This is a genomic window from Streptomyces racemochromogenes (genome assembly GCF_044129415.1).
Taxonomy (GTDB): domain Bacteria; phylum Actinomycetota; class Actinomycetes; order Streptomycetales; family Streptomycetaceae; genus Streptomyces; species Streptomyces racemochromogenes_A.
On the sequence record NZ_JBBDHD010000015.1, the window covers coordinates 66,773 to 80,387 of the forward strand.

A 13,615-nucleotide genomic window follows, 5' to 3' on the forward strand; every position below is an offset into this window, starting at 1 on the left:
ACGCAGCCGCGTACGGGGCCTTCGGGCTCTGCGGGGGCCGGCCCCGTCAGCCCAGGAGTTCGCGCAGGACCGGGATCAGGGCGCGGAAGGCCTGGCCGCGGTGGGAGATGGCGTTCTTCTCCGCCGGGGTGAGTTCCGCGCAGGTGCGGGTCTCGTTCAGCGGCTGGAGGATCGGGTCGTAGCCGAAGCCGCCGCCGCCCGCCGGGGCGTGGCGGAGGGTGCCCAGGAGGCGGCCCTCGACGACGCGTTCGGTGCCGTCGGGGAGGGCGAGGGCGGCCGCGCAGAAGAAGTGGGCGCCGCGGTGGCCGTCGGCGATGTCGCCGAGCTGGTTCAGGAGGAGTTCGAGGTTCGCCCGGTCGTCGCCGTGGGCGCCGGCCCAGCGGGCCGAGAAAATGCCGGGGGCCCCGCCCAGGACGTCGACGCACAGGCCCGAGTCGTCCGCGATGGCGGGGTACCCGGTGGCCCGTGCCAGGGCGTGGGCCTTGAGGAGGGCGTTCTCGGCGAAGGTGACGCCGGTTTCCTTGACGTCGGGGACCTCCGGGTAGGCGTCCGCGCCGACCAGTTCGTGCGGCAGGCCGGCGTCGGACAGGATGGCGCGGAGTTCGGTGACTTTGCCCGCGTTGCGGGTGGCGAGGATCAGGCGGGTCATACCGCCATTATCGCGGTGGGTCCCGGCCGTCAGCCCGGGGTGCAGACCTTGGAGATCTCCGCCGCCGCGTCCGCGACCGGCTTGATGTCGGGGGCGGCGTTGCCCTGCTCGATGGAGGTGCGGACGTTCCTGACGGCCGTGCTCATGGAGTCGACGGCCTTGCCGAGGTCGGCGTTGCCCGTCTGGTCCTTGATCTTCTTCAGGTCCGTGTCGATCTGGTTCAGCGCGTTCTGGGTGTCCTGGACGCTGTTGCCGGCGTTGGAGACGGCCTGCTGGAGGTTGTCGACGCTGTTGGCTATGGCCACCGCCGTGTTGGCGCAGTCCATCGCGGTGGAGAGGGCGTCGCAGGAGGTGAGGGCCGGCACGGCCAGGGTGGCGGCGAGGACCGCGGCGGCCATGCGGAGCTTGGGCTGGGTGAGGTTCATGCGGTCCCCCCGGGGGTGTGGGTACGGGTACGGGCGCGCGGCCGTGTGACCGTGCGCCCGTACCGGGGAAGACGCGGGCCCGCCGCGCGCGGTTGCCGGAGGGGCCTTACGGGAGCTGGAGCTCCAGGGCGCCGAGCTGGAGCGCTTCGAGGTCGGCGCAGCCGCCGGCGGCGAGGTCGAGGAGGGCGTTGAGCTCCTTGCGGTCGAAGGGCTCGCCCTCGGCGGTGCCCTGGACCTCGACGAAGCGGCCGTCGCCGGTGCAGACGACGTTCATGTCGGTCTCGGCGCGGACGTCCTCCTCGTAGCAGAGGTCGAGGAGGGGGACGCCGTCGACGATGCCGACGCTGACGGCGGCGACGGTGCCGGTGAGGGGCTTGCGGCCGGCCTTGATCAGCTTCTTCCTCTGGCCCCAGGCGACGGCGTCGGCGAGGGCGACGTAGGCGCCGGTGATGGCGGCGGTGCGGGTGCCGCCGTCGGCCTGGAGGACGTCGCAGTCGAGGACGATGGTGTTCTCGCCGAGCGCCTTGTAGTCGATGACGGCGCGCAGCGAGCGGCCGATGAGGCGGGAGATCTCGTGGGTGCGGCCGCCGATCTTGCCGCGGACGGATTCGCGGTCGCCGCGGGTGTTGGTGGATCGGGGGAGCATCGAGTACTCGGAGGTGACCCAGCCTTCGCCGCTGCCCTTGCGCCAGCGCGGGACGCCTTCGGTGAAGGAGGCGGTGCAGAAGACCTTGGTGTCTCCGAAGGAGATGAGGACGGAGCCCTCGGCGTGCTTGCTCCATCCGCGTTCGATGGTGACCGGGCGGAGCTGTTCGGGCGTGCGGCCGTCGATGCGAGACATGGTGGTGAGCCTAGTCGCTGGGGGCGCGGGCCGGGGGTCGGGTGCGGGCAGTGGGGGGGGCGGGCGGGGGGTACGGGTGGACCCCGTCCGGTCGGGCCGGTACGGGGTCCTGGTCATGCTCCGCGGGGGCGGTTCACATCATGTCTTCGATTTCGCCGGCGATCGGGTCGGCGTCGGTGCCGATGACGACCTGGACGGCGGTGCCCATCCTGACGACGCCGTGGGCGCCGGCGGCCTTCAGGGCGGCCTCGTCGACCAGGTCGGGGTTGAGGACCTCGGTGCGCAGGCGGGTGATGCAGCCCTCGACCTCTTCGATGTTCTCGATCCCGCCGAGCCCGGCGACGATCTTCTCAGCCTTGGTGGCCATGTGTTTCTCCCTGAGTGTGGCGAAGAACGAGTCTCGGCGGCCGTGACCAGCCGCGCCCGCTTCGTCACGGTAGCTCACGGTTGGCCTATCTACGCGAGCACGAGCGAGGCGTCTGCCGAATGATGACGATCAGCAGCAGCCTGCCCACAACTGGTCTACACCAGTGTGCCGCACGTACTGCGACCGCCAAAACGGGCCGGCCCACGGAGGACGCGGATGAGCGCGAGCAGTGCCAAGGCGGCACCCCGGCCGAAGTGGTGGAGCGGCCTGTACCCGGGGCTGCAGAAGATGGGGCGCAGTCTCCAGCTGCCGATCGCGGTACTGCCGGCCGCGGGCATCCTCAACCGGCTGGGGCAGCCGGACGTGTTCGGCAAGGACGGCCTGGACTGGACGTCGGTGGCGAGGGTGATGGCGGGGGCGGGCGGGGCGCTGCTCGACCCGGATCTGGGGCTGCCGCTGCTGTTCTGCGTGGGTGTGGCGATCGGCATGGCCAAGAAGGCGGACGGGTCGACCGCCCTGGCGGCGGTGGCGGGGTTCCTCGTCTACCGGGGGGTGCTGCACGCGTTCCCGAAGGCGTGTCCGGTGGGGACGAGGGACATCGGGGGCGGGTGCCTGACCCCGACGGACACCTTCGCGGGGTACACGTACCAGAACCCGGGGGTGTTCGGCGGGATCGTGATGGGGCTGCTGGCCGCGTGGTTCTGGCAGCGGTACCACCGGGTGAAGCTGGTGGACTGGCTGGGCTTCTTCAACGGGCGCCGGCTCGTCCCGATCATCATGTCGTTCGTGGCGATCGCGTTCGCGGTGGTGTGCCTGTGGATCTGGCCGCCGGTGGGTGACGCGCTGGAGCGCTTCTCGGACTGGCTGATCGGCCTGGGCTCGTTGGGCGGGGGGATCTTCGGCGTGGCGAACCGGGCGCTCCTGGTGATCGGGCTGCACCAGTTCCTGAACGTACCGGTGTGGTTCCAGTTCGGTTCCTTCACGACGCCGGACGGGGTGGTGAAGCACGGGGACATCAACATGTTCCTGGCCGGCGACCCGCATGCGGGGCTGTTCCTGAGCGGGTTCTTCCCGATCATGATGTTCGCGCTGCCGGCGGCGGCGCTGGCCATCACGCACTGCGCGAAGCCGCTGCGGCGCAAGGAGGTCGGGGGGCTGATGCTGTCGGTGGCCCTGACCTCGTTCGTCACGGGGATCACGGAGCCGCTGGAGTACTCCTTCCTCTTCGTGGCGCCGATGCTGTACGTGGTGCACGCGCTGCTGACGGGGGTGTCGATGGCGGTGACGTGGGGGCTGGGGGTGCACGACGGGTTCAGCTTCTCGGCGGGTCTGATCGACTACGTCATCAACTGGGGGCTGGCGACGAAGCCGTGGCTGATCATCCCGATCGGGCTGTGCTTCGCGGCCGTGTACTACGCGGTGTTCCGCTTCGCCATCACGGTGTTCGACATCCCGACGCCGGGGCGGGAGTCGGACGAGGAGATCGCGGCGATGCAGGCGGACAACACCAAGGCGTGACCCCGGCGCGAACCGCCTTGTGACACAAGGCCCGGGCCTTCGGATCCAGCGATCCGGAGGCCCTTCGTCCTGTGGCGTAGGCCACACAAAATCGAAGGTTCCTTATCTAACCCCGACCGTGCTACAACTGGTCTACACCACCTAATGGTGTAGACCATGCCGCTGCCGAGCAGCCAGTGGTCTCTTCCGAGACGCCGCCACCCCATTTTCCCCTGTCCCCTGGCTGCGCCTTGCCCACTGGAGGAAGCCCATGTCCACAGCGACCGCTGCGGAGAAGAAGAAGGGCGCTGGCGTGATGGCCGTCATGCAGCGCATCGGCCGGAGCCTCATGCTCCCCGTCGCGGTGCTGCCGGCCGCCGCACTGCTGGTCCGTCTCGGCGACAAGGACATGCTGGGCTCGGCCTCCATGCCGGAGTTCATCAACAAGATCGCCGGCTACATGTCCGCGGGCGGCGGCGCGATCCTGGACAACATGGCGCTGCTGTTCGCCGTGGGCATCGCGATCGGCTACGCGAAGAAGTCGGACGGCTCGACGGCCCTCGCCGCCGTCACCGGCTACCTGGTCTTCAAGAACGTGCTCGCCACGTTCACCGACTCCAACCTCCCGAAGATCGCCAAGGTGGTCGACGGGAAGATCGCCATGGTCGAGGCCCCGGTCGACGCCAAGGTCCTCGGCGGCGTCGTGATGGGCCTCGTGGTCGCCCTGATCTACCAGAAGTTCTACCGGACCAAGCTGCCCGAGTGGGCGGGCTTCTTCGGCGGCCGCCGCCTCGTCCCGATCCTCTCGGCCTTCGCCGGCCTGCTGATCGGCATCGTCTTCGGTCTCATCTGGCCGGTCCTCGGCACCGGTCTGCACAACTTCGGTGAGTGGCTCGTCGGTTCCGGCGCCGTCGGCGCGGGCATCTTCGGCGTCGCCAACCGCGGTCTGATCGCGGTCGGCATGCACCACCTGCTCAACTCCTTCCCGTGGTTCCAGGCGGGCGAGTACAACGGCAAGAGCGGCGACATCGCCCGCTTCCTCGCCGGCGACCCGAGCGCCGGACAGTTCATGACCGGCTTCTTCCCGATCATGATGTTCGCCCTCCCGGCCGCGTGCCTCGCGATCGTCCACTGCGCCCGCCCCGAGCGCCGCAAGGTCGTCGGCGGCATGATGTTCTCCCTCGCGCTGACCTCGTTCGTCACCGGCGTGACCGAGCCCATCGAGTTCACCTTCATGTTCATCGCACCGGTGCTCTACGCCGTCCACGCGGTCCTCACCGGCGTCTCCATGGCGCTCACCTGGGCGCTCGGCATGAAGGACGGCTTCGGCTTCTCCGCCGGCGCCATCGACTACCTGCTCAACCTGGGCAAGGCCACGAACCCGGCCGGCCTGGCGCTCGTCGGCCTCTGCTTCGCGGCGCTCTACTACGTGATCTTCCGCTTCGCGATCACCAAGTGGAACCTCCCGACGCCGGGCCGCGAGTCCGACGAGGAGCTGGCCGAGCTGGCGAAGGCCGAGGCCAAGTAGATTTCGTAGGCGGCACTACGCGACGGAGCCCCCGCTCTCCCGGAAGGGAGGCGGGGGCTCCGTCGTCGTGCCGGGCTCCCGGACCCGGCTCAGACCTCGTAGACGGCCCCGGCGTACGCGAGGTCGACGCGGCCGTCGTAGACCGCACGGGCGTCCGCGACGTTCCGAGCAGCGTCCGTCCACGGCGGGATGTGCGTCAGCACGAGCCGGCCGACCCGGCCGGCGCGCGCGTACTCCCCGGCCTCGCGGCCGTTGAGGTGGAGGTCCGGGATGGCCTCCTTGCCGTGCGTGAAGGAGGCCTCGCACAGGAACAGGTCCGCGTCCTCGGCCAGCATCCCCAGCTCTGGGCAGACCCCGGTGTCCCCCGAGTACGCCAGCACCCGGCCGCCGTGCTCGACGCGGATACCGTACGACTCGACCGGGTGGCGGACCCGCTCGGTGCGGACCGTGAACGGTCCGATCTCGAAGGCGGCGGACTTCAGGGTCCGGAAGTCGAAGACCTCGCTCATCGAACGCTCGTCCGGGACGTCCTCGTAGGCCGTGGTCAGGCGCTGCTCGGTGCCCTCCGGACCGTACACGGGCAGGGCGTCGCAGCGGCCGCCCTCGTGCCGGTAGTAGCGGGCGACGAAGTAGGCGCACATGTCGATGCAGTGGTCGGCGTGCAGATGGCTCAGGAAGATCGCGTCGAGGTCGTAGAGACCGCAGTGGCGCTGGAGCGCGCCGAGGGAGCCGTTGCCCATGTCGAGGAGCAGCCGGAAGCCGTCGGCCTCGACGAGATAGCTCGAACAAGCCGAATCCGCGGACGGGAACGATCCCGAACAGCCGACGACGGTGAGCTTCATGGAGCGTGAACCTCCGTGGACGGTCCGTGGACGGAGTGCGGGCCGTGCGTGCGTCGAGCGTAAGGCGCGAAACCTCCGGTCGCTCCTCTGCGGCAGGCCGTTGTGGGGGGAATCACCTGTGCTGTCACCCAGGGGAGCGACGGGGGGGTACGGGCGTTGCCGCGTCGCTGCCGCGCCGGAGGCGGCCGTCGCCGCTACGGTCGGTCCATGGACACGTCCTGGTGGTTCGCCGTGGTGGCGGCGGTCGCCGTGGTGGGGGTGGTGCTGCTCCCCCGGCACGTCAGGAGACGGGCGGGCGCGCCCCCGGCGCCGCCGCACGGGCTGGGGCCGCCGCCACGGGTGCGGGCCGGCGAGCTGTGGAGCCTGGCGGACGGGCGGCCCTGCCTGGTGCTGTCGGCGCGGCCGCACCGGGAGTCGGCGCGGGTGGCGTGGATCGTGGGCAAGTACGACGACCGGCGGCCCGGGGTCATCCCGCTGCCGCCGGGCATGGTCGGCGTCCGGGGCCGGGGCGGCTTCCTGGAGGCGGACCGGCCGGAGGAGGTCTCGGTGTGGGAGTTCCGGCGCAGGCTGGGGACGCTGGACCCGGTGCTGTGGGACGAGGCCAAGGGGCTGGGGGGCGGTGCCGGATGAGCGGCCGGGGCGTCCGGTTGCGGCGGGTCTACGATCCCCCCGAGCCTGGGGCGGACGGCGTAAGGGTCCTCGTCGACCGGCTGTGGCCGCGCGGGCTGTCGAAGGAGGCGGCGGCGGTCGACCAGTGGCCGAAGGCGCTCGCGCCGTCGACGGAGCTGAGGAAGTGGTTCCACGGGGGCGGCTCGGCGGAGGAGTTCCGGCGGCGGTACGAGGCGGAGCTCGCGGGGGCGGGGGCGGAACTCGACCGGCTCCGGGGCCTGGCGGCGTCCGGCCCGCTGACGCTGCTCACGGCGGTCCGTGACCCGGCCTCCAGCCATGCGGCGATCCTGGCGGAGCACCTCGCGGAGTAGTGCCGGTGAGTGGGGGCGGGCGGGTGTGCACCGTGCGCTCCGCGCCCGGTCGCCTCACACGCCGGCGGGGCTGTGCGCAGCCCCGCCGGCGTGTGAGGTGCTGGGGGTCCGGGGGCAGAGCCCCCAGGGGTGGCTACGCCCAGAGCTGGCCCTGGAGGACCTCGATCGCTTCCTCCGTCGTCGCCGCCGTGTACACGCCGGTGGACAGGTACTTCCAGCCGCCGTCGGCCACGACGAACACGATGTCGGCGGACTCCCCGGCCGCGGCCGCCTTGCGGCCCACGCCGATCGCCGCGTGCAGGGCGGCGCCGGTCGAGACGCCGGCGAAGATGCCCTCCTGCTGGAGGAGTTCACGGGTGCGGGTGACCGCGTCGGCCGAGCCCACCGAGTAGCGGGTCGTCAGGACCGACGCGTCGTACAGCTCGGGTACGAAGCCCTCGTCGAGGTTGCGCAGGCCGTAGACGAGGTCGTCGTACCGCGGCTCGGCGGCCACGATCTTCACCCCGGGCACGTGCTCGCGCAGGTAGCGGCCGACGCCCATCAGGGTGCCCGTCGTGCCCAGGCCCGCCACGAAGTGGGTGACCGAGGGGAGGTCCGCGAGGATCTCGGGGCCGGTCGTGGCGTAGTGGGCGCCGGCGTTGTCCGGGTTGCCGTACTGGTAGAGCATCACCCAGTCGGGGTGCTCGGCGGCCAGTTCCTTCGCCACGCGCACGGCGGTGTTCGAACCGCCCGCGGCCGGCGACGAGATGATCTCGGCTCCCCACATCGCGAGAAGGTCGCGGCGCTCCTGCGAGGTGTTCTCCGGCATGACGCACACGATCCGGTAGCCCTTGAGCTTCGCGGCCATCGCGAGCGAGATGCCCGTGTTGCCGGAGGTGGGTTCCAGGATGGTGCAGCCGGGGAAGAGGCGGCCGTCCTTCTCCGCCTGCTCGATCATGTGGAGCGCCGGGCGGTCCTTGATCGAGCCGGTCGGGTTGCGGTCCTCCAGCTTGGCCCAGATCCGGACGTCCTCCGAGGGGGACAGCCGCGGGAGGCGGACCAGCGGGGTGTTGCCGACCGCCGCTAGCGGGGAGTCGTACCGCATTACTTCGAGCCGCCGGCCACGGCCGGGAGGATGGTGACGCTGTCCCCGTCCTTGAGGGCGGTGGCGATGCCGTCGATGAAGCGGACGTCCTCGTCGTTGAGGTAGACGTTCACGAAGCGGCGCAGCTGGCCGCCCTCGACGATGCGCTCCTCGATGCCCTTGTGACGGGTCTCCAGGTCCGCGAACAGCTCGGAGAGCGTGGCGCCCTCACCGGTCACGGCCTTCTCGCCGTCGGTGTAGGTGCGGAGGATGGTGGGGATGCGGACCTCGATGGCCATGGCAGCGGGCTCCAGTGTCTGTCGTGAAGGAGAGGCGGGAGAAGAGGGCGCGCTCGCGTGCGGCCCGCGCGCGGGGCCGTGGTGCTCAGGCGGCAGGACAGATGGCGCTGGCGAGGCGGCACAGGTCGACGTGCAGCCGCGCCACGAGCAGCAGCCTGCCGGGCGTCTCGATGCTCACGTCGTGGGAAACCATGCGGTCATGTTAACGATTCCCGGTCCCCCGTTTGGAGTGTGATCCCGCATCGTGGACGTCTGCCGCCCACATCGTGGTCAGTAGGCCTCGACGACCTGCACTTCTTCCTCCGTGATCACCCCGTCGACGATCCGGTACGAACGGAACTGGAACTCGCCGAGGCCGTCGGTGTCGGCCGTGGAGACCAGGACGTAGTGGGCGCCCGGCTCGTTGGCGTAGGTGACGTCCGTCCGGGAGGGGTAGGCCTCGGTCGCGGTGTGCGAGTGGTAGACGATCACGGGCTCCTCGTCCCGGTCGTCGAGCTCGCGGTAGAGCTTCAGCAGGTCCTTCGAGTCGAACTCGTAGAACGTGGGCGAGCGGGCCGCGTTGAGCATCGGGATGAACCGCTCCGGGCGGCCGGTGCCCGCGGGGCCGGCCACGACGCCGCACGCCTCGTCGGGGTGGTCCTTGCGCGCGTGTTCGACGATCTGGTCGTACAGGGCCTGGGTGAGGGTCAGCATGGGCCACAGGATAAGCAGACGGGCCCTCCCGTACCGAGGTGTGGTACGGGAGGGCCCATATCCTGGACAAGCACCGCTGGACACGAGGTCCGGAGGGGCTCGGTTCCCGGCCGTGACAGGCGGCCGGGACGCGAGGGGCGCGCGGCCGGGCTACGAGGAGCTGGAGGCCTTCGCGAACGCGGCGCCGCTGGGGTTGCGGGCCTTGAGGACGAGGTAGGACACGCCGAGGATCAGACCCCACAGCGGGGCGCAGTACAGCGAGACGCGCGAGTCCGCGTCGACGGCCATCATCACGATGACCATGCCGATGAAGGCCAGCGAGAAGTAGCTGGTGTACGGCGCGCCGGGGGTGCGGAAGGTCGACTGGGGCAGCTCGCCGCGGTCCGCCTTGGCGCGGTAGCGGATCTGGCAGAGCAGGATGACGATCCAGGCCCACATGCCGGAGATGGTGGCGAAGGAGACGACGTAGTCGAAGGCCTTGCCGGGGGCGACGTAGTTGATCCAGACGCCGACGAGCATCAGGGCGGCGGAGAAGGTGGTGCCGACGAGCGGGGTGCCGCTCTTGGTCAGCTTGGTGAAGAACTTCGGGCCCTGGCCGTTGAGCGCGAGGTCGCGCAGCATGCGGCCGGTGGAGTACATGCCCGAGTTGCAGGAGGACAGGGCGGCGGTCAGGACGACGAAGTTGACGATCGCGGCGCCGACGCCCAGGCCCATCTTCTCGAAGGCGAGGACGAAGGGGCTCTCGCCGGCCTTGAAGTTCGACCACGGGATGACCGACATGATCATGATGAGCGCGCCGACGTAGAAGACGGCGATGCGCCACGGCACGGTGTTGATGGCCTTGGGCAGGGTCTTCGCCGGGTCCTTGGACTCGCCGGCGGTGACGCCGACCAGCTCGACCGCGAGGAAGGCGAACACGACGATCTGGAGGGTCATCAGCGTCTCGCCGATGCCGTTGGGGAAGAAGCCGCGGTCGTTCCACAGGTTGGAGACCGAGGCGCCGGCGGCCGCGTCGGAGAAGCCGACGGTGAGGATGCCGGCGCAGATCAGGATCATGCCGACGATGGCGGTGACCTTGACCATCGAGAACCAGAACTCCAGCTCACCGAAGAGCTTCACGGAGATCAGGTTGGCGGCGTAGAGGATGACCGTGAAGATCAGCGCGTAGGCCCACTGCGGGAAGCTGTCGTGCGTCCAGTACGACATGTACTTCGCGGCGGCGGTGACCTCGGTGATGCCGGTGACGACCCAGAACAGCCAGTACGTCCAGCCGGTGGCATAGCCCCAGAAGGGGCCGAGGAACTCGCGGGCGTAGTCGGAGAAGGAGCCCGAGACGGGGCGGTACATGAGAAGTTCGCCCAGGGCCCGCATGATGAAGAAGATGACCAGGCCGACGATGGCGTAGGCCAGGATCAGGCTGGGGCCGGCCTTGGAGATCGCCTTGCCCGCGCCCAGGAACAGGCCGGTGCCGATGGCCCCGCCGATCGCGATCATCTGGATCTGGCGGGCGCCGAGCGCGCGGTGGTAACCCTCGCCGTCGCCGTCGCCCTGCACGCCCTCACCGGGCGTCCTGTCGTGCTGCTCGACCTGCACAGAGGTCATGTTTGGTGCGCCTTTCTCCACGCCGACCCGCGCCTGAGACGGCTGCGGATCGGGTCCTCGATCCCCCCGGATACGGATGGAGTTGCACCCGGCGGTCAGCCGGTTCAAGCGGGCCGGGGGACAGGGGTGGCGTCCCGGCGGCGGTCGTGAAGATTTATCACGCGCTTAACGGCGGAGGAAGGGTCGAAAGGCCGCACAGCGACCGGCCAAATATGGACATTTGGCGTAAAATCAATCAGATCACCGCATGGCGGTGATCTGATCGTTATCCGGATTTGAGCGTCCGCTGAGCGAACAGTGTCCGCAGTTGAGGGTCCTCAGAGGGTCTCGACGAGGGTCTCCTGGAGGCCGCCGAGCCAGAGGTAGGCCATCACCATCGGCTTGCGCGGATCCTCGTCCGGCAGCCGGTACAGCTCGGAGCTCTGCTCGTCCTCGGTGATCTCCAGCCGGGCCGCGATGGTCAGCCGCAGGTCGTTGAGGGCGCCGAGCCAGCGCAGGGGAAGCTCCCCGCCCAGCTCCAGCACGGCCGCGCCGTCACCGGCCGGGGTGAGCGCGTCGAGGCTGCGCACGACGGCCAAGGCGTCCTCCCGCTTGCGGGTGCGCAGGTCGTTCTCGGTGAAGCGGCGGAACTCCGCCGAGCGGGCCCGCAGCTCCTCCGGATCCTCGTCCGGGGCTGCGCCGGGACCCCCGTAGGCGTCGGGGAACAGCCGGGCCAGCGCCGGGTCGGACGGGGGCTCGGTGGGCCCCTCGGCGGCGAACAGCACGGCGAGGGGGTCGGCGTCCTCGGCGGGCTCCGGCTCGCCCGGACCGATCAGCTCCAGCAGCTGCACCGCGAGGGAGCGCAGGATGGAGATCTCGATCTCGTCCAGCGCGACGGCGGCCCCGCCGCCCTTCAGGGGCTCGAACACGCCGCCCATCAGGTGCGGTCCTGCGAGAGGGTCGCCCAGAGCCCGTAGCCGTGCATGGCCTGCACGTCGCGCTCCATCTCCTCGCGGGTGCCGCTGGAGACGACCGCCCGTCCCTTGTTGTGGACGTCGAGCATCAGCCTGGTCGCCTTGTCCTTGGGGTAGCCGAAGTACGCCTGGAACACGTACGTCACGTAGCTCATGAGGTTGACCGGGTCGTTGTGGACCAGGGTCACCCAGGGGACGTCCGGTTCCGGGACCGCGAAGGTCTCCTCTGCCGATTCGGTCCGTTCGATCTCAATCGGAGCAACACTCACTTGTCCCATGCTGCCACTGCGACAGGCCCGTCGCACAAACGGGCCCCTGCCGGGAGCACCTGCCGGCCTACATCTCGTCACTTTGACGAAATGTGCGCTAGCATCCGTGCCATGAACCCTGCGGACCTGGGCCTGCCGGTGGACGTGCCGTCGACAGCGCTCTTCACGGACCATTACGAGCTCACGATGCTGCAGGCCGCCCTGGCCAACGGCACGGCCGACCGGCGCTCCGTCTTCGAGGTCTTCACCCGGCGGCTGCCCGAGGGGCGGCGCTACGGGGTGCTCGCGGGCACCGGGCGCGTCCTGGACGCGGTGGAGAACTTCCGCTTCGACGGAGCCGTGCTGGAGTTCCTGCGCGAGCGGGCCGTCGTCGACATGCGGACGCTGGACTGGCTGGCCTCGTACCGCTTCTCGGGTGACATCTGGGGCTACCCGGAGGGGGAGGTCTACTTCCCCGGGTCGCCGGTCCTGCGGGTCGAGGGCAGCTTCGCCGAGTGCGTGCTGCTGGAGACGGTCGTCCTCTCGATCCTCAACCACGACTCCGCCATCGCGGCCGCCGCCTCCCGGATGGCCTCGGCGGCGGGCGACCGGCCGCTGATCGAGATGGGTGCGCGCCGCACCCACGAGCTGGCGGCGGTCGCCGCCTCGCGGGCCGCGTACGTGGGCGGCTTCACCTCGACCTCCGACCTCGCGGCGGGGTTCCGGTACGGGATCCCGACGGTCGGCACCAGCGCGCACGCCTTCACCCTGCTGCACGACAGCGAGCGGGACGCGTTCACCGCGCAGGTGGCCTCGCTGGGCTCCGGGACCACCCTGCTGGTCGACACCTATGACGTGGCCGAGGCCGTCCGCACGGCGGTGGAGGTCGCCGGAACGGGGCTGGGCGCGGTCCGGATCGACTCCGGCGACCTGCTGCTGGTCGCGCACCGGGTGCGGCAGCAGCTGGACGAGCTGGGCGCGGCGGACACGCGGATCGTGGTCACCTCCGACCTGGACGAGTACGCCATCGCCTCGCTGGCGGCGGCGCCGGTGAACGCGTACGGGGTGGGCACGCAGCTGGTGACGGGCAGCGGGCACCCGACGTGCTCGATGGTCTACAAGCTGGTCGCGCGGGCGGAGTCGGCGGACCCGAAGGCTCCGCTCGTCCCGGTGGCGAAGAAGTCCTCCGGCGGGAAGACGTCGATCGGCGGCCGCAAGTGGGCGGCGCGGAGGCTGGACGCGGACGGGGTCGCGGAGGCGGAGGTGGTCGGGACCGGGCCGGTCCCGACGGCCCTGGCGGACCGGCAGCTGCTGGTCCAGCTGGTCAAGGCGGGCGAGGTGGTGGCCCGCGAGCCCCTGGACGCGGCCCGCACCCGCCACCGCACGGCCCGCGCGGGCCTCCCCCTGTCCGCGACGCAGCTCTCCCGCGGCGAACCGGTGATCCCCACGGAGTACGCGTAACCGCGCGCCACTCCCCCGACCCCGTCCGGCGCTCGCCGCCGGCTCCGGCCTCCCGGCTCAGCCCCGGCGCTCCCCGCCGGCTCCGGTCTCCCGCCCCCGCCCCGGCGTTCCCGCAGGCCCGGGCCGTACGACGGCTCCGGCCCGGCCCGTACGGGCCGCAGGCCCGG

The 13,615-nt window shown here is 70.7% G+C and carries 17 protein-coding genes; 5 read left to right on the forward strand and 12 right to left on the reverse strand.

Annotated elements, in window-relative coordinates:
• Positions 1-46: 46 nt before the first annotated feature.
• The 4 genes from rdgB to WDV06_RS08710 form a co-directional block, all read right to left on the reverse strand.
• The gene (rdgB, locus tag WDV06_RS08695; protein WP_395509055.1) at positions 47-649 is read right to left on the reverse strand and encodes an RdgB/HAM1 family non-canonical purine NTP pyrophosphatase; all 603 of its coding nucleotides are present in this window, start codon (positions 647-649) and stop codon (positions 47-49) included.
• Positions 650-678: 29 nt separating this feature from the next.
• On the reverse strand, positions 679-1,074 hold the full coding sequence (locus WDV06_RS08700; RefSeq protein WP_395509056.1) for a hypothetical protein: 396 nt from the start codon (positions 1,072-1,074) through the stop codon (positions 679-681).
• Between the two features lie 106 nt (positions 1,075-1,180).
• Positions 1,181-1,915: a ribonuclease PH gene (gene rph, locus WDV06_RS08705; protein ID WP_395509057.1), complete on the reverse strand. Its 735-nt coding sequence runs from the start codon at positions 1,913-1,915 to the stop codon at positions 1,181-1,183.
• A gap of 133 nt (positions 1,916-2,048) precedes the next feature.
• Positions 2,049-2,360, reverse strand: a complete 312-nt coding sequence (locus tag WDV06_RS08710; protein WP_395509058.1) for a glucose PTS transporter subunit EIIB — start codon at positions 2,358-2,360, stop codon at positions 2,049-2,051.
• Between the two features lie 138 nt (positions 2,361-2,498).
• On the opposite strand from WDV06_RS08710, the gene WDV06_RS08715 reads away from it, so the two are divergent.
• Complete coding sequence (locus WDV06_RS08715) at positions 2,499-3,800, forward strand: PTS transporter subunit EIIC (RefSeq protein WP_395509059.1); 1,302 nt, start codon at positions 2,499-2,501, stop codon at positions 3,798-3,800.
• Between the two features lie 250 nt (positions 3,801-4,050).
• Positions 4,051-5,307: a PTS transporter subunit EIIC gene (locus WDV06_RS08720; RefSeq protein ID WP_366452197.1), complete on the forward strand. Its 1,257-nt coding sequence runs from the start codon at positions 4,051-4,053 to the stop codon at positions 5,305-5,307.
• Between the two features lie 89 nt (positions 5,308-5,396).
• Here the strand turns inward: WDV06_RS08720 and WDV06_RS08725 are convergent, their stop codons facing one another.
• A complete protein-coding gene (locus WDV06_RS08725) occupies positions 5,397-6,149 on the reverse strand; it encodes an MBL fold metallo-hydrolase (protein WP_395509060.1) in 753 nt (250 codons plus the stop codon).
• 207 nt (positions 6,150-6,356) lie between these two features.
• Here WDV06_RS08725 and WDV06_RS08730 point away from each other — a divergent pair, with 207 nt between their 5' ends.
• Both WDV06_RS08730 and WDV06_RS08735 read left to right on the forward strand, forming a co-directional pair.
• The gene (locus WDV06_RS08730) at positions 6,357-6,779 is read left to right on the forward strand and encodes a hypothetical protein (protein ID WP_395509061.1); all 423 of its coding nucleotides are present in this window, start codon (positions 6,357-6,359) and stop codon (positions 6,777-6,779) included.
• Positions 6,776-7,129, forward strand: a complete 354-nt coding sequence (locus WDV06_RS08735; RefSeq protein ID WP_395509062.1) for a DUF488 domain-containing protein — start codon at positions 6,776-6,778, stop codon at positions 7,127-7,129. The genes WDV06_RS08730 and WDV06_RS08735 overlap by 4 nt, the downstream gene beginning before the upstream one ends.
• A gap of 133 nt (positions 7,130-7,262) precedes the next feature.
• Here the strand turns inward: WDV06_RS08735 and WDV06_RS08740 are convergent, their stop codons facing one another.
• The 7 genes from WDV06_RS08740 to clpS form a co-directional block, all read right to left on the reverse strand.
• Positions 7,263-8,213, reverse strand: a complete 951-nt coding sequence (locus tag WDV06_RS08740; protein WP_395509063.1) for a PLP-dependent cysteine synthase family protein — start codon at positions 8,211-8,213, stop codon at positions 7,263-7,265.
• Positions 8,213-8,491 carry a MoaD/ThiS family protein gene (locus WDV06_RS08745; protein ID WP_362066082.1) on the reverse strand — a complete coding sequence of 93 codons (279 nt, stop codon included), beginning with the start codon at positions 8,489-8,491 and terminating at the stop codon, positions 8,213-8,215. The genes WDV06_RS08740 and WDV06_RS08745 overlap by 1 nt, the downstream gene beginning before the upstream one ends.
• Positions 8,492-8,576: 85 nt before the next feature.
• Positions 8,577-8,684, reverse strand: coding sequence for a putative leader peptide (locus tag WDV06_RS08750; RefSeq protein WP_311736929.1), 108 nt, complete (start codon positions 8,682-8,684; stop codon positions 8,577-8,579).
• Between the two features lie 77 nt (positions 8,685-8,761).
• Entirely contained in the window at positions 8,762-9,184 is a 423-nt protein-coding gene (locus WDV06_RS08755) for a M67 family metallopeptidase (protein WP_395509064.1), read from the reverse strand.
• A gap of 150 nt (positions 9,185-9,334) precedes the next feature.
• Positions 9,335-10,786 carry an amino acid permease gene (locus WDV06_RS08760; protein WP_395509065.1) on the reverse strand — a complete coding sequence of 484 codons (1,452 nt, stop codon included), beginning with the start codon at positions 10,784-10,786 and terminating at the stop codon, positions 9,335-9,337.
• A 317-nt stretch (positions 10,787-11,103) separates the two neighbouring features.
• A complete protein-coding gene (locus tag WDV06_RS08765; protein WP_395509066.1) occupies positions 11,104-11,703 on the reverse strand; it encodes a DUF2017 domain-containing protein in 600 nt (199 codons plus the stop codon).
• The gene (clpS, locus tag WDV06_RS08770; protein WP_366452208.1) at positions 11,703-12,017 is read right to left on the reverse strand and encodes an ATP-dependent Clp protease adapter ClpS; all 315 of its coding nucleotides are present in this window, start codon (positions 12,015-12,017) and stop codon (positions 11,703-11,705) included. The genes WDV06_RS08765 and clpS overlap by 1 nt, the downstream gene beginning before the upstream one ends.
• Positions 12,018-12,119: 102 nt before the next feature.
• Here clpS and WDV06_RS08775 point away from each other — a divergent pair, with 102 nt between their 5' ends.
• On the forward strand, positions 12,120-13,448 hold the full coding sequence (locus tag WDV06_RS08775) for a nicotinate phosphoribosyltransferase (protein ID WP_395509067.1): 1,329 nt from the start codon (positions 12,120-12,122) through the stop codon (positions 13,446-13,448).
• Positions 13,449-13,615 lie beyond the last annotated feature (167 nt).

Excerpts from the sequence above, each read along its gene's own strand:
- rdgB (WP_395509055.1), bottom strand. The coding sequence starts at position 649 with ATGACCCGCCTGATCCTCGCCACCCGCAACGCGGGCAAAGTCACCGAA.
- WDV06_RS08700 (WP_395509056.1), bottom strand. The coding sequence starts at position 1,074 with ATGAACCTCACCCAGCCCAAGCTCCGCATGGCCGCCGCGGTCCTCGCC.
- rph (WP_395509057.1), bottom strand. The coding sequence starts at position 1,915 with ATGTCTCGCATCGACGGCCGCACGCCCGAACAGCTCCGCCCGGTCACC.
- WDV06_RS08715 (WP_395509059.1), top strand. The coding sequence starts at position 2,499 with ATGAGCGCGAGCAGTGCCAAGGCGGCACCCCGGCCGAAGTGGTGGAGC.
- WDV06_RS08720 (WP_366452197.1), top strand. The coding sequence starts at position 4,051 with ATGTCCACAGCGACCGCTGCGGAGAAGAAGAAGGGCGCTGGCGTGATG.
- WDV06_RS08725 (WP_395509060.1), bottom strand. The coding sequence starts at position 6,149 with ATGAAGCTCACCGTCGTCGGCTGTTCGGGATCGTTCCCGTCCGCGGAT.
- WDV06_RS08730 (WP_395509061.1), top strand. The coding sequence starts at position 6,357 with ATGGACACGTCCTGGTGGTTCGCCGTGGTGGCGGCGGTCGCCGTGGTG.
- WDV06_RS08735 (WP_395509062.1), top strand. The coding sequence starts at position 6,776 with ATGAGCGGCCGGGGCGTCCGGTTGCGGCGGGTCTACGATCCCCCCGAG.
- WDV06_RS08740 (WP_395509063.1), bottom strand. The coding sequence starts at position 8,213 with ATGCGGTACGACTCCCCGCTAGCGGCGGTCGGCAACACCCCGCTGGTC.
- WDV06_RS08745 (WP_362066082.1), bottom strand. The coding sequence starts at position 8,491 with ATGGCCATCGAGGTCCGCATCCCCACCATCCTCCGCACCTACACCGAC.
- WDV06_RS08750 (WP_311736929.1), bottom strand. The coding sequence starts at position 8,684 with ATGGTTTCCCACGACGTGAGCATCGAGACGCCCGGCAGGCTGCTGCTC.
- WDV06_RS08755 (WP_395509064.1), bottom strand. The coding sequence starts at position 9,184 with ATGCTGACCCTCACCCAGGCCCTGTACGACCAGATCGTCGAACACGCG.
- WDV06_RS08760 (WP_395509065.1), bottom strand. The coding sequence starts at position 10,786 with ATGACCTCTGTGCAGGTCGAGCAGCACGACAGGACGCCCGGTGAGGGC.
- WDV06_RS08765 (WP_395509066.1), bottom strand. The coding sequence starts at position 11,703 with ATGGGCGGCGTGTTCGAGCCCCTGAAGGGCGGCGGGGCCGCCGTCGCG.
- clpS (WP_366452208.1), bottom strand. The coding sequence starts at position 12,017 with ATGGGACAAGTGAGTGTTGCTCCGATTGAGATCGAACGGACCGAATCG.
- WDV06_RS08775 (WP_395509067.1), top strand. The coding sequence starts at position 12,120 with ATGAACCCTGCGGACCTGGGCCTGCCGGTGGACGTGCCGTCGACAGCG.